Genomic DNA, 19,901 nt, shown 5'->3' on the forward strand with positions numbered 1-19,901 from the left:
TCTTATTATACCATCATTTTTTCTGCAGGTCAGGGGAGTTTTGGGTTTATAATAAGGAAAATGGAGGTGCGGATATGAGAATTTGCACGATTTTAGGCAAGGGCTATGAGGAGATCGAAGCGATCGGCACGCTGGCGTTATTGAAGCGCAGCGGACTGGAAGCGGATCTGTTTGGAATCAGCGGAGAAAAGACGACGGGCAAGCATGATCTGCCGATCTGCGGCCTGCTTCCGTTATCCGACTTGAACCCTGAAAATTATGATTGCCTGCTGCTGCCGGGCGGGCCGCATTATGCTTTGTTGGAAAGCAGCGAGGATGTGAAACAGATCATCCTGAAATTCAAAGCGCTGGATAAGCCGATCGCGGCGATCTGCGCGGCGCCGACGATTCTGGGACATCTGGGCTTGTTGAAAGGGAAGCGGTACACCTGCTTCACAAGCATGAACGAGGACTTCGGAGGTACCTATGTCGATCAATACACTGTCACCGACGGCAATCTGATCACCGGCCGCAGCGCGGCGGCCACGATTGATTTCGCGTTTGCGATCATTGAGAAGCTGCAGGGAACCGAGCAGAAAGAATTCATTCAGAAACAGATTTATTATTGATCAGGAAGGCTGCAGGCAGCCGGACTTTCATCGAAAGCCTGAATTTTGATGCGAAGTGTCATCAAATCGCAAAAGACACCCGGACTGTTTTTCATACCGGGTGTCTTTTCATCATAACGAGAGCTCCCCTTCCTGTGGCGTTCTCCCCATCGTTAAAGGCCACGGATCTATCCCTTCGTGGCCTGATTAAAGCTTGAATCTATTTTTCTGATCAGTCGCTCAGACGGAGCGCTTGGCTGCATTTTTGCCCGCCAGGCGGCCGAAAGTAGCTGTTCTTCCAGCAGCCGCACCGGCCAGAAGATTCGGATAACTGGTGGCGAAATAACCTCCAGTACAGTCGCCTGCAGCATATAAGCCTTCAATCGGCTGCATGTTTTCGTCCAGGACATTCATGTCGCAGTTAACCTTAACGCCGTCAAACGTATTGATGAAATAGCCGCCGCTCATGCGGATGCCTTCAAACGGCGCTTTGCGCATCTGCGAAAGCCGGAATGCTTCCTTGCCGAAATCCGGATCCTCCTGATTGTCATATAATTCATTGTAGCGCTGACAGGTTGCGACGAAGTTTTCTTTGGGAAGTCCAAGTTTTTCAGCCAGCTCTTCTAACGTATCTGCGCTGACAATATAGCCGTCTTCGCGGGCCTGCGGCAAAACTACGCCGTCGATGTACTGAATCGGCATAACCGGTTCGGTACCATTGGAATGCGGGAACATTCTGGAACAGCCGTGAGTATCGAAGCGTTCAATATCCGCAACATAATCAGCATCCCAGACCATGCAGTAGGTATGATGAGGAAGATTCAGCGAATCATGCAGGATATGATCGTAAAAACCACTTTCATTTGTAAAACGTTGACCCTTCAAATCAACCTTCAGGAATGGCTGCGAGCCCATCCAGAACATATAACCTTCCTCATTGCCGACCGCATCCGGCTTGATTGCGCCGCGATCGAAAACAACGGAGCCATGAACGTCATCCATTTTAGCTCCGGCCCACAGCATCGCTTTAATTCCTTCTCCTGTCGATCCCGGGAAAGAGCTGTTGTTGTTGTCATAAAGCAGTGTTTCCGGCTGGAGAGCCTGCAGCATTTGCGGATTCAGGCTGTAGCCGCCAGTGCAGACAATAACCCCTTTGTGGGCAATATATTTCACAAAACCGTCTTGCGTCGAAGCAATGACGCCGGTTACCTTTCCTTCTTCCTTGATCAAAGCTTCCATTTTGGTTTCATAATGGATCGTTAATCCCAGGCCGCTGGCGTATTTCTTTAAAACGCGGGCGGAATTGTTCGGGTCGTAGGCGTTGGTTCCCAGCTGCAGCGTGTGACCCGTGTCAAATGCTGCATAACGCATCTTTTCTGTTTTCCCGTCAATTTCGTGTAGAAACTGCCAGCCCTCTTCATTGAGCCGCTCAGTAAACCAGTCGATCATCTCGCCAGAATGGTCGGCCCAGGTATTATACAACCGCATATCGCCATATCCGTTCGATACGCGGTACAGTTCAGTGATCACTTCCAGCCGATCCGGATTATCGTTATTGGCAATCTGTTGTTTGGAATTGATGGCTCCCAACGTATCGCGGATCCCGGAACCTCCGAATTCTTCGCTGAATTTTTCAATTAAAATGGTTTTGGCTCCTTCTTCGACCGCCGCCGATGCGGCAAAAAGGCCCCCGTTTCCAGCACCAATGACTAAAACATCCGTTTCATAGGTTTTGACGAAATCGCTTTCCTTGAATTCCGGAGCCTTGCCCAGCCAATCGGAAGCGGCAGGTGCTTCAGTAGGAGCCGGCTGCTGGGAAGCGTCTTTGTTTTCGCTGGAACAGCCGGCAAGCAGTCCCGCGGCGGCAAGACCTGCCGCAGACAATGCAGCGCCTTTGAGAAACTCACGGCGTGATACAGTTTTCATGATCTTCTTTCCTCCTCGTTTGTGAAAAAATCATCCAGTTAGAGGATAACATCTTTTCAACCAGGACAAAAGCAGTTATAATGATCACACAAACGCAGGAAAAACCTGCGGTTGGAGGAGATTATGGATATTCAATCGCTGCGTTATTTTTCCGCAACTGCACGAACGCTGAATTACACAAAAGCGGCGCAAGAGTGCTATATCAGTCGGCAAGCGCTTCGTCAGCAAATACAATTCTTAGAACTCGAGCTTCATTGTCGTTTGTTTCAAAACGACCACAACCGGATCACATTAACCGCAGAAGGGAAATATCTTGCCGAACAAAGTCTTCCGCTGTTGAAAGAGTTTGACCTGCTGCAAAAGAAAATGGCGGCCCTGAATCCGCAGTTTCATCAGCTGCAGCTGGGCATCTGTTCCTCGATGATTCCGTTTCAGTTTCAGGTCAGCGACGCTGAATTTTCAGCTTATGAAAAGCGGGCAGACCTTCATATAGAACGGCACTTTTTAGAACTGGACGAATGTCTCAGCCAGCTTCGCAAGAAGCAGCTGGATGCGGCGCTGATCTTTCAATTCCATGATGACATGTCAGAATTCAATAAATTCCCAATTTTTGAATGTCCGGTTTATTGTACGCATAGTTCCAAACTGGACTTTAAAAAATCCTGCTTAACCCTTGATGACATTTTGCCATACCGCTTTTTCGGCATGGGCAGCCTTGAAAATACATATCCGCCCCTGTTTCGCGACCTGAAGAAAAGGGGACAGTCTTTTCTATTTGAAAACAGCCCGAATACGATTGAGACGTTTTATCGAATTTCAGCGAATGAAGGCATGATTTTTGATCTTTTAATCGAAGCCTTTCCGCTGCCGGGATTAACCATGACGCCGTTTCGTGATTATCACTGGTTCGTTGGATTGCTTGTGCGGCGAGATTATGTGAACCAGAAAGCGGCTGAAAATCTGGCTGACTTTTTGAGATCACGATATCCGCAGAAAAGACAGATGTAGTCCGGGATGAATAAACAGCCCTTCGTGCATCAGATTTCGTTTCCCTGCCCCTCAGTTTCCCCAAATACTTTATGAAATGGAAATCTTAAAATTGTTATTATCCCGATCACGGGTAAATTTCATTTTTTGCTTTGTGAGCAGCAGTGAAAATATCGTTGATATTTTTGTCAGGCTAAAACCGAAGTATCTTTCCCTGTCTTTTTAAAAATTGTTCATAGCATATCTATATTCAGCGTTTCTCCAATATGCCGGAGTCGGGTGAACAGGAATACTAACGGATGTTCATTAATAAAATCTTTGATCAGCTTCTTTGATCTGCATAGCAAGATTCAAAAGAAGCGAAACGATAATCCGGGATTCCCACAGGCAGCGGCCGCCTCTCTGCTTGTTTTGATTTTCGAAAAACATCTCATGCTTAACAGATTGAGATCGTCCTCTTGCCTCTTTATGAATAAGAACCCAATCCTCATTAGTAAAACGATTTTTGGTAGATAGAAACCACGCTGTCAATGAGTTCCTGATTTATTTCGATTTTAGTATAATAGCGAAATATTATAGCTCTGTTTTCGGAAAGCAGATAAATTGTATTATTCGGTATGCCATAGGATGTGAGTTCAACATCAAATGTCTGACTTGAATAGGCCAATTCCGATCCCCATTGTTCAGCGTCTAATTCATGCATATCTTCAAGATAGTGTTCAAGATCTTGCTTTTGAAACGTATTTTGATGAACGCTTATTCCCATCTCACGCAGATAGCCAACCACAGGATTTATATTTTCTTGGTAATCAACCACTTGAACATTAAATCTAACATGTTGATTGGCAGCCGGATCCTCTCCCAAAAGGATACATTCAACTCGTTTATTTCCTTATCCATCAGTCCAGCTATGATTTTTTTCTACGCTTTCATCCACAAAACCAAGATCCGAAAGATAAATTATTAGCGGAGTTTCCTGGCCTATAGATTGATTCCTGGTCATTGCCGTAAAACCATAAGTTACTAAGATATATACCAAAAAACAAAGAGGAACCACTTTAAGGCTACGAACTTGATCATAAGACCATCCATGACGATATAAGAATTTTTTCATTTTTTCCCCTTCGATTATTCCAACTCTATTGTTTGTTTGCGTGTTTTGAACTATCCAAAAGATAAACTTCAGGAATCCTTGTTAGAACCTTTTTTCAGGATAATCTTTTCATAAGTATATCTCCCGTATTAACTTTATTGTAGCTTAAAATTATAAGATCATAGTTGCTTGATTTTGACCACAAATAAATATGGATATTCAGCTTTTTTGTTCATTACAAGGCTGACCTCCTATCAATTATTCTCTTTTCCTAAAAATTTCATCACCAGATGCAGTACTGTCCGATTAAAGGGACAAAGAAAAAACGTTTTAATAATAAATAGATGATGAATATGAAAAAAGAAATCAGTCTTGAAGCTTTGAGAAAAAAAACGGGAAGCCCTCAACCATGAATACTTATCTCGATATCTACAAGAGAATCAAGCCCTAGCCCGTTGTCCGCATTGTGGCAGACTTCACTGTTATCCGCATGGTCAAACAAAAAGCAGGAATTCCGCGATTTTATTGTCTAAATTGTAATAAGGTCTTTGTTTATAACGTCCATTCTGTTTTCTATAAAACACATAAAAATTATGACCCATGGTAACGATTTTTAGAATGTTATCTTCGTGGAGAAAGCTTAGATGTTTGTGCTCGCGAAGCTCAAATTCATCGAAATACTGCCTTTCGGTGGCGGCACAAAGTCAATGATGCTTTAAATGCATTGATGAACCAGGATCAATTAGAGGGAACAGTCTATCTGGATGAAACTTTTGTTGAACGGATAGAAAAAGGAAAGGAAGAACTGAAAGGCTCAAAAAAACGAGGAATTAGTAAGCAGAAGGTCAACATATGCTGTGCAATTGATATCCAGGGCAGGAGCGTAATTCAAGCCAGTGATGTCGGACGAATCAAAGCCTCCAGCTTAATTCATGTTTTTCAAGGAAAGATTAAAGAAGGATGTGACTTGGTCACAGACAGTCAGCGATCTTACCACCGACTTGTAAAAGCGTTAAAGGTAAAGTGGCATAAGATTCCGAGTGGAAAGAGAAAGGTTAACACTTACACGTTGGACAAAGTCAATTTACTGCATAATAATCTTAAACAATATCTTCAGCGTTTCAGAGGGGTCAGCTATGCCTTTTTACAGGATTATATCATTATGTTCAAAGTGAATGAATTCTATAGAAAAAGTCGTATGTTAGGGCTAAGCGAGAGACTCATGGTTAAGTTAATGACCTTAACAAATTGATCGTCAGCAAGTTTCCTGGCTTGTTTTATAGGCTTTTTTTCAATACTCATTCTGGTGATAAAATCTTTCCTAAATTATAAATGATTTTAAATCTCGTCTTTCTAAAATCCACAAAATTTTAAAAATAAACATTATAATCACCTTAGTCAAATTCAGGTGACCATTCTTTAATTAGCGCTGTTATTTTTTTGATATAATCGTGTCTTGTCATTCTCAGCATCTTGTACTCATCTACATTTATTCCTACATAAAATATACCAGAATGCTTATAACTTACTCCTCCATTATTTTCTTTTTTCATATCATAAACATCTTCAATTATGATCGTATTATACTTTTTCCCAAAATATATGATCCATGGCACATCATTATCACAATAATATGGCCCTTTATAGTAGCCTCCGATTAAACCTTCGGGTTTATTTATTTTACAGCTTCTCCCTTCAAAGTTCAATTGGATGTAAGCGGTAACACTGTTAAGTTCCATATCGCTCATATACGTTATTTGACTATTAACATTATTTATAGAGGCAGTACGAAGAAATTTCACACCTAGAAACTCCGATTGTGTGCAATAAACAAATAAAGTTAATACATTAAAAAATAGCAGTGAAATTATCGAACATACTATAATTAATAAACATTTTTTCATGATACACCTTCTTCAGTTTTCCTTAACTTTCTTTTCTAAAAGTATCAATTTACCGATAAATTTTATACTATAAATAATTAAGTTAAATACAGAATTATTTAAGTAATCGCTTAGCACTACTTTGTGACCTCATCTCCTTTAGATAGCTGAACATTAACGTTAACTAATAACATATATTAGCTCCTATATATAAAGACTTTTATTCGTAAAATGAAAAATTGTTATAGAAATAGCTGAGAATATATGCAATAGCCTACTCTACATCCATCATTTGGCGAAAAAAATATTTCTCACCGTAAAGATGTTATGTCAAAATCAAATCGGAAGTCTTTTGGCAACTACTTTTTCATTGTCTAGCACTTTTATCACTACAAATATATTGTTTATTGACAAAATAGATAAACATATAGAGTTCCTAATTTTAAAGAAAATATCTTTAAGCCCTTAATGTCATTCTACTACCATTTCAGAAAGATATTTGCGCAAAGAATGTTATCATTGAAGTATAAGGAAATATATTGCACTAATATACGAATATTAGAAGTCATTAAAAGCAAGAATATACAAACCTTTATAAGAACCTATTCAAAAGAATTCTTGATAATAGAGTAAAAGCACACAACTATTATTAAATATAGATACACAAAAACTGAACGTATTTTAGATTGCCATGTCATGCGTAATAAACTTTAAGTATAATTCATTTGACAAATATTTTCCTTTATTTTGTTTTTACCTATTAGACTTCTTTTTAATTATACTGGAAGGTATTCTTTATCATTTTAAGCTCTGGTACCACACATAATTCTTGAAATTGACTTTCTTGAAAATAAGAGGTGAACATCACACCTCTTATTTCGCACTACATATTCTATTAGTTATTTGGTATATAGTCTTTATAAACATTATAATATAACGTATTATTTCCTGTTGCGACTTGTCGTGCTCTTTCTTGTAGCCACGCATCGTCGTCATAATGTTCCTTTTTCTCACACGCATCATAATTTGAGTGGGTAGAGTTAGGATAATTAGTTTTTATAGCAGAATTAGTGCCATCACCATTGCTCTTATATTGATTAACTATATATTGCGTAAATTGTTCATGACGTTGAACTTGTGCACCAGGAATCCAACTTACTGAATATGCTGAAACTTGTTTTGTTGTATAACCATTCTGTACGTTTGTTGTTACAATAGTTTTTAAATTATTATTCATAGTCACATTACAAAATGACGCTGCCGCTTGAATAACAGAAGAAATTGCAAGAATACGATTTGAAAAGCCTAACCCCAGGATAGCGATGGTTATACCAGCTAAATTTGATAGATCTTTCAGCGTTTTACCATCAACATTAACAAAAGGTTCACTGTTATACCAGTAGGCAGTTCTTGTCGATGCTGCAAATGGAGTTGCCTCTTCATAACTAACGCTTCCTAAATAAGTAATTTCTTGTGCGTTTTTATTGTATGAATTGATTAAAATTCTTTGCTGAATTTGAATTGGATCAAAAATAAAAGTCACAGAATGATCATCTGTAATTATATTAGACACATGAATCCCTTGATTTCTTGACTCTAAAATGCTAGATGTCATATCTATCCAATCTTCTCGTAAATAATCTTCAGATGGTAAAGGTAATTCTTCCCCAGAGCTTTTACTTTTTAACAGTTCATTATAATATTCTTTTCTTGATTTACCTTCTTCATCTATATTTGTTTCAGCATTTATCGGCACAAAAACAGAAATGGTAATACACATTGTAATCAATGTTACAGCTAATTTTTTTAACATTTTTCCTCCTAATATTATACCTAAAGTTCTTTAAACACTTTGTGCTTCAAAAATTTAAACAATTTGGGAAATAAAAAGTAATTTATCCCCCAAAACCACATTCGGGAAAAGAACATCTTGCCTTTATTTCGGTTGTATTTGTTGGAATGAAACTGAAGGATAAAACCAATCCTAATAGAAGTAAGAGCAAGATCTTTTTCATGAACATAATCCTCCTTGTTGATTTCATTTTAGCATAATCATTATGAATTTCTTGAAATTGAACTGTTCTTTAAATTTTCACCGTTTTCTTTATTATTTTTGGAGAATCATTCAAAGTTCTTAATGAATCGATAATAGTCTTTATAATATTTATTAGGACTCTCACTTATCAGTAGATTCCATTGATTTTTAAACACACCAATTTTTAATTGATTACCGTTTTCTTTAAGTTCATCCAATACTTCCGTTTTTAAATAATGAACTAAATCCGTTATTTTAAAACCATTTAAGTATTTATAATAGAAATATCGTAAGTAGATATTTGCCTGATTTATGTCTATCTTGTCCAATATTTCTTGTAAAGGTTTGATTCTGCTTAAATCACAGGCTGAAAAATAGTATATTCCAGAAGAATAGATCTTCAGCGGATCTTCAATAAACAAGCTTTCAAATAATAATGAAGCCTTCCTGTAATCTTTTAAATCAACATAATATGTCATTGCCAGCATTAATAAGACATTACTGTAAATCGCCGAATTCAAACGTTGTTTCTCATTATTCAGTAATTGTTCTAATTCTTTCAAAGTATTACATAATTCAGGTTTTTGTATATCGGCAATAGTTCCAACATAGTAACTTAAAACTTTACATTTTTGATTAATTAAGTTTCTTTTATCTATTTTATCCATAACCGTAGAATGAATCTTTTGATATTCAATAAATCTTCTTTCGCATCTTAAAAGCAGTAAGAAATCCGTTTGGATGAATAAATAGCTTTGATATTTCATTAAAATTGGCTCATAACTGCAAATCTCTGAAATATCCTGATTATAATTATGCACATGACAAAAACAGAGATGAAGCAGAAGGATATTATATGGCTCCGGCATAAATTCCATCATTCGCTGATAATATTGATATTCATTAGGTGTTAACTTTCTTTGATTTAAGCTAACGTGAAGTATGTCTGTACAGCTGGAAAAGATTTCTTTATAATAAAAACTGTTAATTTTATTAAATGATTTAAGATAAGATAAGATTTCATCAGCATCAACTGCATTCAGCGTCTCAAAATAGTTCACTAAATTATAGCTTAGATCCTTTACTGCATTATCTAATAAACTATTCTCTTCATAACTTCTATTTAGCTTCTTAATCAAATCATAATAGATGATGTCGTCCTGTATTACTTTCCCTTTTTCTATCCGGTATAAGGTGGATAGAGAACAGATAGATTTACCTTGATTATCATGAATTAGTTGCTCTTTTGTTAAACCTAATCTTAGCCTTTCTAAGCGAATCATGGGTCCAATAATTCTCTTATTTGCTATACTAATCGTTTTCGGCATTGCTTCGTCATCCCCTCTTTTTTATCATAGCCCACATTGAATCAGAATAAATTATATTACCTATAAAACACATTAACATTACCAGAAAAGAAAAGGAATTGTCCCGATCTCTCGTATCGTTTCAATCCCAAGTGTTTTTGATTATGCGCTGCGCTTCATTTCCTTTATCCGCTTGTTAATCTCATTTTTAATAATCGTGCTGCCGGCCCCAAAGTTAACGGAATATCCGGCACGGCTCTCTACCACCCGGCTGGCTCCCAAGCGCTGAATCTGTGAGAAGTTGATCAGCGAGGAATCCACAACCTGAATGGTTAACCGCGTCGGCGAGGAATGCATCATCTTGATGTTTTCCAATCCGCCTACCGCTAAGATAAAGCCTTCTACCCGCCGCTTGCTGGCGCCGGTATTGAATAAGTCCAATGCCAGATATTTGAAGTAGAAACGAGTGAACGCAAAGTAGAGCACAAACAGAATCACGCCGACCAGGAAAATCATCCGAATTGTGTGCTGCATATTGGGATTCCGCACATACAGCATAAAATCAAATAAGGTTCCCGGCATGGCGGTGACGGTGCTGCCGGTATAACTGAAGCCCAGTGTCACGCTCATCGACTGGAAGATACCGAACAACGCACCGGTCATGACCAGATGGAAGACAAACAACAACGGGGTCAGAATCAACAGATACAGCTCCAGCGGAAGCAGTGTGCCTGTGACTAACGACACCAGAATTGCCAGCAGGAAGAACAGACGAATCCGCCGTTTTTCCATTTTATCCGTAAAGATCGTATAGAATCCGATCAACATGCCCGGAACCGCAAACAGGTTCAAAACATAATACGGCGTGATCAGCCGACCGACGCCGCTGGGCGTGATCAGACTGTTCATCTGCGCTGTCCAGATTCCCACGTCGCCCATGTAATTAACGCCTAAATTATTGATCCAGGTACCGCCCTGTTCGCCATACCAGAACAAGGTGCGCATCAGCGCGCCCAGGTTGAGATCCGCTAACAGCCGGTCCATGACGCCGTAAACAAACAGGTTCATCGGATTGGTAATATCGGTAGCGATGAACTCAAAGATCGTATTGAGAAGATTAAGCACGATCGGCCACAGCCAGACAAGCGCGAAACCGGTGATCATACATAAAATCAACGTTAAAATCAAACCCCAGGTATCGCGGTCGACAAACGAGAAGAAACCGTAAATCGACTTCGTCCGCGACTTGGAATACGCGATCCGCGATGCCAGAACGACCGCGGCGCAGGCAAAGAACCCCGTCTGCAGCGGATAGCGGGTTCGATCGAACAGGGATGAAGAATAGCTTAATCCCAGAATCGCCGAGGAGGCCGACGTCGGCAGGCCCGCCGGCTGGAATAACATCGTAATAACCAGCACCAGCACATAGCCGGTGATTCCGATCATAATCGGAACCGACGAATTGCTTTTCGTCGCTAAAAACTTTATCATGACAAAGAAAGGAAAATTGACGATAATAAAACTGCCCGTCCGTTTGAACAGATCTGCCAGCAGCAGGATATTGCGGTCATTCACCAACCAGAACACCGATAAGCTCTGGTTGGTAATCAAGGTTCCAAGCCCCGTCAGGATGATTGCCACAAACAGCATTTTCAATGGAAATTGAATGATTTCTAACAAAGAATGCCATCTTCTCATACCATCACCTCGCCTATTATGATACCATTATTGTACATCAGATTCAAATGAAAGGAGTGGTTTGACTTTCATGAAAACCAAGTTTGCTGAAACACAGGCGGATTTCTTCCGGATTGTCAGAATCCGCACAGAAGTCTTTGTCATAGAACAACAGGTCGACCTGCATATTGAACAGGATCAGGACGACGATACCGCCATGCACTGGCTGGTGGAAAACGAGGCGGGCGAAGCGGTTGCCTGCTGCCGGGGACTGGACTTCGGCGAGGAAATTCACATCGGACGGGTAGCCGTCCTGAAGTCTTATCGTGGGCAGCATGTCGGAGCGTTGATGATGCGTGAGATTGAAAAAGATCCGCATCTGGCACGCTTTAAGAAGATCGTTTTGCATGCTCAGGCGCAAGTTGAAGGTTTCTACGCATCGCTGGGATATACCACGGTGTCCGAGCCATTTTATGAGGCCGGCATTCGTCACGTCACGATGGAGAAAGTGCTATGAGCCAACAGCCGGAACGGATCCACAAGAAATTCCATATCGACCGGACGCTGATGCTTCTGCTTTTGGCGATGACCTGCGTTTCGTTATTGGCGATCTACTGCGCCGATCCGATCATGGCGACGCGCTTGCAGGGTACGCATCTGTGGCTGAAACAGGGCATGTGGTATGCGATCGGCTTTCTGATGCTGGCCTTTCTGACGCGGTTTGGCAGCGACCGGTTATTTACCGGCGTCAAAATCTTTTACTGGATTCTGATGGTGCTGTTAGCGATTTTACTGGTGGATAAGTATGTGATCAACCTGCCGGACCGGTTTATCCGACCGATCAACGGAACGACGGCCTGGTATCAGATCCCCGGGTTGGGCACCTTTCAGCCCAGCGAGTTCATGAAGGTCGTGCTGATCATCATGGTTGCCAATATTATCCACGAGCATAACCTCGGGAAGACGGAAATGTCGTTTGCGAGTGATTTCAAATTGTTCTGGGAAGTCGGCAAGATCGCCGTCCCGCCGCTGATTCTGATCTTTTTGGAACCCGATACCGGGATCCCGCTAATCATCATCGTCAGTATCCTGGTCATGCTGGCGGTCTCGGGCGTCCGCAAGGAATGGGTCTGGCTGGGCGCGGCCGGTTTAGTCATCGGCTTCGGCGGACTGATCTTCATGTTCAAGTTTTATCCGAATCTTTTATCCTCCGTCTTAGGCGGAGGTTATAAAATGCGGCGGATTTACGGCTGGCTGGAAACGGAGAAATACATCAATACCTGGGGCAACCAGCTGTATACCTCGTTATTAACGATCGGTTCCTCCGGCTTAACGGGCCATGGCTTCCGCGAAGTCCTGATTCGTTTTCCAGAGCCGCAAACTGACTTCATTTTCTCTGTCATTGGTCAGAATTTCGGATTTCTCGGCACGACTTCGGTCGTCGCGTTATTGACGGCGTTCGATTTAAAGCTGATCAGCATCGCCTCGCGGCATGATCAGCCGCGCGAGCGGTATATGGTCGCGGGGATGATCGGCATGTTATTGTTTCAGCAGCTGGTCAACATGGGCATGATCACCGGTTTGTTTCCGATCACCGGCATTACGCTGCCGTTTATTTCCTACGGCGGCTCAAGTATGTTGTCGTATATGATTCCGCTGGCAATCGTGTTCCAGATGAGTTCAGAAAACAAGAGCCGGCTGATGCACTAGCTTAAGCCCCTGTCCCAATGCCGGGAATGCAGAAAATGATAAACGGAAGATCAAAGCGTCTTCCGTTTTTTATGTAATATAGAAAAACAGGAAAACGAGACCTTCATGAAAACCTCGTTTCCTGATGGGCAATCTGACGTATTTTATTCTCTTGATGCTGATAGCGCGGCGAGCCGTCCCGTACTCATCGCATCCTGCAGGCTCATCCCATGTCCAATCGAATCCTGTCCGGTCCAATTAGAAGCCGCAAGTTCACCAGCTGCGTATAGCCCTGAAATGATATGCCCTTCCTGATTAAGAACGCGGCACTCTTCATCGACAACAGGTCCGCCATAAGCCGTCATAATATAGGGAACACCCGACATTGCATAAAAAGGTCCGTTTTCAAATGGCTGCACGTTTGTCATATCTTTGCCAAAATCTGAATCCTGACCTCCTGCAAAACTGTTGTAACGGTCCACCGTTACACGTAAAGCTGAAGGATCCACCTTTATTTGCTCAGCTAATTCTTCAATCGTATCCGCGCTCAGCACAGTGCCTGCCTGAGCTGCAGATTCCAGTGCTGCACGATCTGTCGTATTTACGAATTCAAAGAGTTCATTCGCGTCATAAATATAATAATGTAGCCCACCTTCCTGCCGGGCAATGGCATTAAAGACTTCAATATTCACTGTGTTCTCGTTGACAAAACGTTCTCCCTGTTGATTTACTAAAATAAAATCACTGGTCAGCGTAACCGGCAAGCCCATAAATCCATCCACGCAAGCTGGTAATTGTTCATTGATCGCTGCACCGATAGCTTCCGCCATCAATATGCCATCCCCAGTATTTCCGGTTCCAGTTAAATGAACACTGTTGGCAAAGCCTGGAGCCAGTTTTTCTGTAAGTTCCGAATTTCGGTCCCAGCCGCCTGTCGCGAGAATTACCGCATCCGCTTTTACCGTCAGTGAACTACCATCAGCTCTGACTGCCTGAATGCCGCATACAGCGCCTGTATCATCAACAATCAACGATTCTGCTTTTGTCCGGTTTAACAGTGTAACGTTATTCATCGCAGTTAATTTTTCGATGAAAGGTTCAATAATTAAACCGCCTGCTCCGAGAACAACACTTTTCTTTGTTGAAACCAGATAAGAAACCGTATTGTGTGCCAATGTTTCCCGAACCGGAAAAGAAATGTCAACACCAGCTCGATCGCGTAAAAATTCAAGACTATCCCCTGTCATTGAGGCGATCTTCCGAATTAATTCTTCGTTGATGTTTTCTCCGTCATGCCCCATCTGGATCAACCATTCCGCATAATCTTGTTCTGTAAAATCAGAATTTTCCAGCGTGTAACAAACAGCCCCTCCGGATTGTGCAGAGGATCCGCCATAGGCTTCCATCTTTTCCACCAACAGCACCGATTTTCCCCGATTTGCGGCTTCCAACGCGGCTGACACTCCAGCCAGACCGCTGCCGACGACAACAATATCCGTTTCCGTCTGCTCATCCGGTTGGACTTCAATTTCAGGTTTCGCTTTGCTTTTTAAAGCATCTACATCTCCACCTGCTTGCTTGACGGCCTCACCGACAGCGGTAATCACCGCATTGCTGGAAATCGTTGCGCCGCTGGCCAAGTCCACATTTAACGATTGATTTTGCACAATATCCTGTGGCAGTCTTGTCAAAGCCGGTTTCGAGATTGAAATGGTTTCCACATTATCTTTGATTTCAATCGCGGTAATAGAATCCTTATCAAAGGTAACAGCGACATGAACTTCTCCATTCATGCCCGCTCCAACTCCTTCATAAGTACCCGGCGTATAGCCTGTCGAAGATGCTGGCTGTGACGTTGGTTCATTCTGGCATCCCGTTAAAGAGACCATAAGCAAAAGACTGATAAAACTTGTCGTTAATTTCTTTACGCTTCGCATAAGTTCCTCCTTCAGATTAGTCCATTATCATGACTATTGTTGACTCCAGAATAGCATGTGTTAAACTTAAATTATATCGACAACTAAAGGATTATTGTTGAATTGTTCAACATTTCACATAAAATGTTGAAATTAGAAAGGGAGGGGATCTATAATGCGAAACAGCTTAACACGGAATTTACTAGCAAATGCCTTAAAATCAATGTGTATGCAAAGAAAATTAGAAAGCATCACTGTCCAGGAGTTAGCTGATCAATGTAATATCAATCGGGGAACCTTCTACTATCATTTCTGTGACAAAGAAGAACTGATCTGTTGGATTTTTCATCAGGATATCACGCTGCCAGTTCGCAAAATTATTGATGGTCCAACCTCAAATTGGGATGCGATTTCTCCTCTCTATCTTGGCGAAATGGAAAGGGCTAAAGCCTTTTATCTGCAAGCACTTAAAATCCGCGGACAAAACGATCTGATCAGCTATATGCTGAAAGAAACACAGGAAAACCTCCGGATGTGCGCAGAATTGACAATCAGGGATTATAAAGATCAGGGCTTGCTAAAAGAAGTCGATACCCAACGAATCAACTTTGTCATCAATTATCATTCCAAAGGATCCATGGCCGTAATTGCGGATTGGGTTGAAGAAGGGATGACTATACCCGCGAAAGAACTTGCGGTTTACTTTGATTTAATGTTTTCAGCCTGTATCGGCAAAGCGCTGGAAGTTGCTTTAAATTTAAACCTTCCAGCTTAACCTCTGCATCTCTGATGAATTCAAGTCATATTTTTCTTTTTGATAATTTTAGAAAAAGGTGTTCCTATGTCGTGGAAATTCTCATTCCCAGGTCTGATCTATTTGACCGGCTTGTTTCTGCCCAATCTCTTCTGGACGTGGCACAAACCGCAAGGTTACGAAGTCGCGGTGGCAAAAGAAAAACCATCGCTGGTACGCATGGAAAGAATCGGTCAGGTTCTGGTTACCGTGTTTGCCTTCTTCGAGAGTCAATCAGCTTATTCAGGATTTCGGGAACAGCTTTGTTTTCTTTTGTCCCTGGCGATGATGCTGGGCTACGAAGGCTTCTGGATCCATTATTTTCGAAGTCCGCAGACGCTGCGGGATTTCTATGCCCCTTTTCTCAAGATTCCGGTTGCGGGCGCGACTTTGCCGGTCATGGCTTTTTTCCTGCTGGGAATCGCTAACCACAATCCATTCCTCTGCGTATCTGTTGTGATTTTGGGTATCGGTCATATCGGAATCCATTGGAACCATGCCCGAAATTGCGGATAATGCAATTTTTCTTTCGCCTGTTTCCCAGAAAAACTGATTTCAAAGCAATCTTGTCTGTTAATTGACCGTAAAAAAGGAAAGTCTTTGTCGGCTTTCCTTTTTCATTTTAATCATGAGGATTGAGAACTGATTCCCTCTATAAGCTCATTGCGAAGAAATATCCGACATGCGTCGCTTCCATCACCCAGCCGACGCGCTTACAATCGCCGATCACCGCCGTCTGCGGCGTAATGCCATAGAATGCCAGCGCTTCTTCCCGTTTGGATTTCATGCCGGCCGTCTTGATCACGGTATTCACTTCAACAGTTCCTGACCTTTTATTAAACGTCATCCCCAGTCTGACTTTCCCCTGAGTAGTGAGCGAACACCGTGCGGCAGAGCGTTCAAAGAAATCCGCGCAGCATGGTCGCATAAGGAATTGTATTTCTCTACCATCTCCCATCTCAGGCATAGCTGACCGGCAGTCTCGACTCACCCGCATGAAAAGAATACGGATCTTTTCCGTTGTCATCCTGCTTCTTTCCAAACTGTGCGGGCAAATTGAATTTTTCCTCTGCACGGCAAACAGTAACGAGAAATAAAATTTGAGTTATGAAATAGTTGGAAATTTATAAAACAGTCTCATTGCAGGAAGTTACAAAAGCCGCTATGCTTAAGGCAAGAGGTGATTTTATGGCCAACGAAGAATTAAAAGATTTCAACGCCATGCTGCAGGACAAAAAAGACATGCCAAAAATTCAGATCATCACCGATCCCAAAAGTATTGAGAAATACGGTGGAAACCGGATGTTTTTTGCCCCGCCGATCGACTACGACCGCATGATGAAACGTGTGCCCTGGGGTAAGGTGATCACTGTCGGGACGCTTCGTGAATACTTCGCCCGAACCAGCGGCACTGATTTTACAGAACCGATCACCGCCGGCATTTTCGTGTCGATTGCCGCCTGGGCCAGCTTCCAGCGATCAGAGGATGAAACACCCTATTGGCGGACGCTTAAAGCGGAAGGGGAACTGAACCCGAAATATCCTGGCGGCGTCCTGGCGCAAAAAGCAAAGTTGGAAGCCGAAGGACACACGATCGTTCGCAAAGGTCGAAAGAATCTTCGATATTATGTCCAAAATTACGAAGACGTTCTTTTTGACCTTGATTAAGACCTTCTTTTTCTTTCGTTGAAAACCGGGAATAGAGAAACTAATACAAGGCTAAGCGTTCAGCTACCCTGAACTATTCACCAGCACGCTCCGCGATACAATCAGCGCGATCAAACCGATTGCCGTTCAGCTTATCATTCTTTCCACTAAGTTTGATTATCCTGATCCATGAAAGCAATGATCCTGTGCCGTTCACATCAGAAATTGAGGGACTTCCTTGAAGTCAATTCAAATGAAGTAGGTGTTGAACTCCTGCAACAAAATATTCTAATTTTTTATTTTATTATTGGATTTTCTCATTCTGTTGGGAATGAAAATTTCAGCTTTAAAGATACTTTCAGATCACAGACTCATCAACAATTCTGCATCAACATAATTCTTCACAAAAACGATCAGATCTGATTGCCGGCGAAGACCTGAAGATTCTGTCGATGGAATAGAAGGAGTGCTTATCCGCTTCCCTTTCACGAATCTCAGCATTCTTTCACCTGCCATTTCCCGCTTCGTGATACAATAAGGAAAACAGGAGGATTTATGTATGAATATTAAAACCTGTGTAGAAAATCAGCGGGCTTATTTTAATACGCACGCGACATTGAGCTATGCGTTTCGTTTCGAAGCGCTGACGCTATTGAAACGCGTGATCCAGGAACATGAACTGGAAATCATGGAAGCTCTGAAACAGGATCTGGGAAAATCTAATTTTGAGTCTTATATGACCGAGATCGGCATGGTCTTTGAGGAACTGAATTACGCACGAAAAAATTTAAAAAAATGGATGGGGTTCCAACGTGTCCCGACGCCGTTAGCTCAATTTCCAGCTGTCAGCTTCACGATGGCCGAACCACTTGGCGTGGCTTTGATCATGGCGCCGTGGAATTATCCATTCCAGCTGACGATGAGTCCGCTGATCGGCGCACTGGCCGCCGGTAACTGTGCGATCGTTAAACCGTCCGCTTATGCACCGGCAACCTCCCATTGTATTGCCAAGCTGCTGAACATCATTTATGACGAATGTTATGTCGCCGTCATTGAGGGCGGCCGGGCAGAAAATACCGAGCTCTTAGAACAACGTTTCGACACGATCTTTTTCACTGGCGGCGTCCAGGTCGGCCGGCTGGTGATGGAAAAGGCATCACGCTGGCTGACGCCGGTAACCTTGGAATTAGGCGGAAAGAGTCCGTGTCTGGTTGACGCATCCGCCGATATCGAACTGGCCGCACGCCGGATCATTTTCGGCAAGCTGCTCAACGCCGGACAAACCTGTGTGGCCCCAGACTACATTTTAGTGGATTCCCGTGTAAAAGAACCGTTGATCGAAGCGCTGCGTTCTGAAATCACACGGCAGTATGGTACAAATCCGACATTAAATGAAAACTATCCGCGAATCATCAATGAGAAACATGAACAGCGGCTGAATGAACTCTTGGCGGATCAGCCGGTTGTTTACGGCGGACTCTGGAACCAGCACAAACTCATGCCGACATTGGTCGTCGATCCGGATCCCAATTCAAGTTTAATGCAGGAAGAAATCTTCGGCCCGATCCTTCCGATTCTGACCTATACGCATTTCAGCGAAGCGCTGCGCTTTATCCAACAGCGGGAGAAACCGCTGGCCGCTTATCTGTTCAGCGAAAATCATAAACATCAGGATCGCTTCCTGCGCGAATGTTCCTTCGGCGGCGGTTGCCTTAACGACACGATCATTCATTTAGCGACCACGGCGATGCCTTTCGGCGGCGTTGGATACAGCGGCATGGGCGGTTATCATGGTTATGCCAGCTTCGCAGCCTTCTCCCATATGAAAAGCATCGTCAATAAATCAACATTCATCGACCTGCCAATCCGCTATCAGCCTGTTTCTCCTTGGAAAGCAAAGCTTGTTCGGAAATTCATGAAATAGTTAAGAAACAAACATTTGATTTTTACGCTCCTGTGCCAGGGTTCTTCCTTAATCCTGGCATTTTTCTGTAATTAGAACCTTTCTTCAGAAAACAGGAATTCACCTGAACCCAGGCTAACGGTGAGTTCTCTGATTTACAATCTGATGAACCTGTTCAACCAGATCGTCCGACGTTTTTATCATTTCATACCGCTCCGATAATAACAGAAGCTCATCGCCATTTAACTGCTGAAGCAGCGCCGTTTCTTCTTCATCCATCGGAATCCGAATACTCAACATCTGTTGAAGCATCATTCTTTGTCTTGCTTCCCCTTTACGTTCCCCTTTGCGTTCTCCAATGCGTTCCCCTTGCTGTCTGCCAATGTGTTCTCCTTGTCGCCTGCCAATGCATTCCCCGATCTTCTTCCCTAACCGCTGCCCTTTTTCATAAATCTTCT

Annotated in this window: 18 protein-coding genes and 1 pseudogene; 9 read left to right on the top strand and 10 right to left on the bottom strand. The window is 42.5% G+C overall.

Annotated elements, in window-relative coordinates; all coding sequences use genetic code 11:
• Window positions 1–74: 74 nt before the first annotated feature.
• Entirely contained in the window at window positions 75–608 is a 534-nt protein-coding gene (locus I2G61_RS12620) for a DJ-1/PfpI family protein (RefSeq protein WP_072685354.1), read from the top strand.
• Between the two features lie 219 nt (window positions 609–827).
• Here I2G61_RS12620 and I2G61_RS12625 read toward each other — a convergent pair whose 3' ends face one another.
• A complete protein-coding gene (locus tag I2G61_RS12625; RefSeq protein WP_072685353.1) occupies window positions 828–2,513 on the bottom strand; it encodes an FAD-dependent oxidoreductase in 1,686 nt (561 codons plus the stop codon).
• A 123-nt stretch (window positions 2,514–2,636) separates the two neighbouring features.
• Between I2G61_RS12625 and I2G61_RS12630 the strand changes: the two genes are divergently transcribed.
• Entirely contained in the window at window positions 2,637–3,521 is an 885-nt protein-coding gene (locus I2G61_RS12630; protein WP_072685352.1) for a LysR family transcriptional regulator, read from the top strand.
• A gap of 469 nt (window positions 3,522–3,990) precedes the next feature.
• Here I2G61_RS12630 and I2G61_RS12635 read toward each other — a convergent pair whose 3' ends face one another.
• Window positions 3,991–4,365 carry a hypothetical protein gene (locus I2G61_RS12635; RefSeq protein WP_072685351.1) on the bottom strand — a complete coding sequence of 125 codons (375 nt, stop codon included), beginning with the start codon at window positions 4,363–4,365 and terminating at the stop codon, window positions 3,991–3,993.
• A 27-nt stretch (window positions 4,366–4,392) separates the two neighbouring features.
• On the bottom strand, window positions 4,393–4,614 hold the full coding sequence (locus tag I2G61_RS12640; protein ID WP_139248653.1) for a hypothetical protein: 222 nt from the start codon (window positions 4,612–4,614) through the stop codon (window positions 4,393–4,395).
• Window positions 4,615–5,221: 607 nt separating this feature from the next.
• On the opposite strand from I2G61_RS12640, the pseudogene I2G61_RS12645 reads away from it, so the two are divergent.
• A pseudogene (locus I2G61_RS12645) lies at window positions 5,222–5,845 on the top strand (IS1595 family transposase); the annotation flags it as partial.
• Between the two features lie 142 nt (window positions 5,846–5,987).
• Here I2G61_RS12645 and I2G61_RS12650 read toward each other — a convergent pair.
• From I2G61_RS12650 to I2G61_RS12665, 4 genes are all read right to left on the bottom strand, one after another.
• A complete protein-coding gene (locus I2G61_RS12650; protein WP_072685349.1) occupies window positions 5,988–6,497 on the bottom strand; it encodes a hypothetical protein in 510 nt (169 codons plus the stop codon).
• A gap of 874 nt (window positions 6,498–7,371) precedes the next feature.
• The gene (locus tag I2G61_RS12655) at window positions 7,372–8,289 is read right to left on the bottom strand and encodes a hypothetical protein (protein ID WP_072685348.1); all 918 of its coding nucleotides are present in this window, start codon (window positions 8,287–8,289) and stop codon (window positions 7,372–7,374) included.
• A 308-nt stretch (window positions 8,290–8,597) separates the two neighbouring features.
• Complete coding sequence (locus I2G61_RS12660) at window positions 8,598–9,839, bottom strand: hypothetical protein (protein WP_072685347.1); 1,242 nt, start codon at window positions 9,837–9,839, stop codon at window positions 8,598–8,600.
• Between the two features lie 141 nt (window positions 9,840–9,980).
• Window positions 9,981–11,516: a hypothetical protein gene (locus tag I2G61_RS12665; protein WP_139248651.1), complete on the bottom strand. Its 1,536-nt coding sequence runs from the start codon at window positions 11,514–11,516 to the stop codon at window positions 9,981–9,983.
• Between the two features lie 70 nt (window positions 11,517–11,586).
• Here I2G61_RS12665 and I2G61_RS12670 point away from each other — a divergent pair, with 70 nt between their 5' ends.
• Both I2G61_RS12670 and I2G61_RS12675 read left to right on the top strand, forming a co-directional pair.
• A complete protein-coding gene (locus tag I2G61_RS12670; RefSeq protein ID WP_072685345.1) occupies window positions 11,587–12,012 on the top strand; it encodes a GNAT family N-acetyltransferase in 426 nt (141 codons plus the stop codon).
• Window positions 12,009–13,205: an FtsW/RodA/SpoVE family cell cycle protein gene (locus tag I2G61_RS12675; RefSeq protein WP_072685344.1), complete on the top strand. Its 1,197-nt coding sequence runs from the start codon at window positions 12,009–12,011 to the stop codon at window positions 13,203–13,205. Before I2G61_RS12670 ends, I2G61_RS12675 begins: the two co-directional genes overlap by 4 nt.
• Before the next feature lie 143 nt (window positions 13,206–13,348).
• On the opposite strand, the gene I2G61_RS12680 is transcribed toward I2G61_RS12675, so the two are convergent.
• On the bottom strand, window positions 13,349–15,121 hold the full coding sequence (locus tag I2G61_RS12680) for an FAD-dependent oxidoreductase (protein ID WP_072685343.1): 1,773 nt from the start codon (window positions 15,119–15,121) through the stop codon (window positions 13,349–13,351).
• A 154-nt stretch (window positions 15,122–15,275) separates the two neighbouring features.
• Here I2G61_RS12680 and I2G61_RS12685 point away from each other — a divergent pair, with 154 nt between their 5' ends.
• On the top strand, window positions 15,276–15,875 hold the full coding sequence (locus I2G61_RS12685) for a TetR/AcrR family transcriptional regulator C-terminal domain-containing protein (protein WP_072685342.1): 600 nt from the start codon (window positions 15,276–15,278) through the stop codon (window positions 15,873–15,875).
• Between the two features lie 66 nt (window positions 15,876–15,941).
• Window positions 15,942–16,409 carry a hypothetical protein gene (locus tag I2G61_RS12690; RefSeq protein ID WP_072685341.1) on the top strand — a complete coding sequence of 156 codons (468 nt, stop codon included), beginning with the start codon at window positions 15,942–15,944 and terminating at the stop codon, window positions 16,407–16,409.
• A 136-nt stretch (window positions 16,410–16,545) separates the two neighbouring features.
• Here the strand turns inward: I2G61_RS12690 and I2G61_RS12695 are convergent, their stop codons facing one another.
• Window positions 16,546–16,707, bottom strand: a complete 162-nt coding sequence (locus I2G61_RS12695) for a hypothetical protein (RefSeq protein ID WP_195548314.1) — start codon at window positions 16,705–16,707, stop codon at window positions 16,546–16,548.
• Window positions 16,708–17,081: 374 nt separating this feature from the next.
• Between I2G61_RS12695 and I2G61_RS12700 the strand changes: the two genes are divergently transcribed.
• The gene (locus tag I2G61_RS12700) at window positions 17,082–17,561 is read left to right on the top strand and encodes an MGMT family protein (RefSeq protein ID WP_072685340.1); all 480 of its coding nucleotides are present in this window, start codon (window positions 17,082–17,084) and stop codon (window positions 17,559–17,561) included.
• A gap of 538 nt (window positions 17,562–18,099) precedes the next feature.
• Window positions 18,100–19,464 carry an aldehyde dehydrogenase gene (locus I2G61_RS12705; protein WP_072685339.1) on the top strand — a complete coding sequence of 455 codons (1,365 nt, stop codon included), beginning with the start codon at window positions 18,100–18,102 and terminating at the stop codon, window positions 19,462–19,464.
• 114 nt (window positions 19,465–19,578) lie between these two features.
• On the opposite strand, the gene I2G61_RS16525 is transcribed toward I2G61_RS12705, so the two are convergent.
• A partial coding sequence (locus I2G61_RS16525; RefSeq protein ID WP_229100756.1) for a hypothetical protein occupies window positions 19,579–19,901 on the bottom strand: 323 nt, incomplete at its 5' end.

This window comes from Holdemania sp. 1001095H_141210_F2, from assembly GCF_015558105.1.
In the GTDB taxonomy this organism is placed as follows: domain Bacteria; phylum Bacillota_I; class Bacilli_A; order Erysipelotrichales; family Erysipelotrichaceae; genus Holdemania.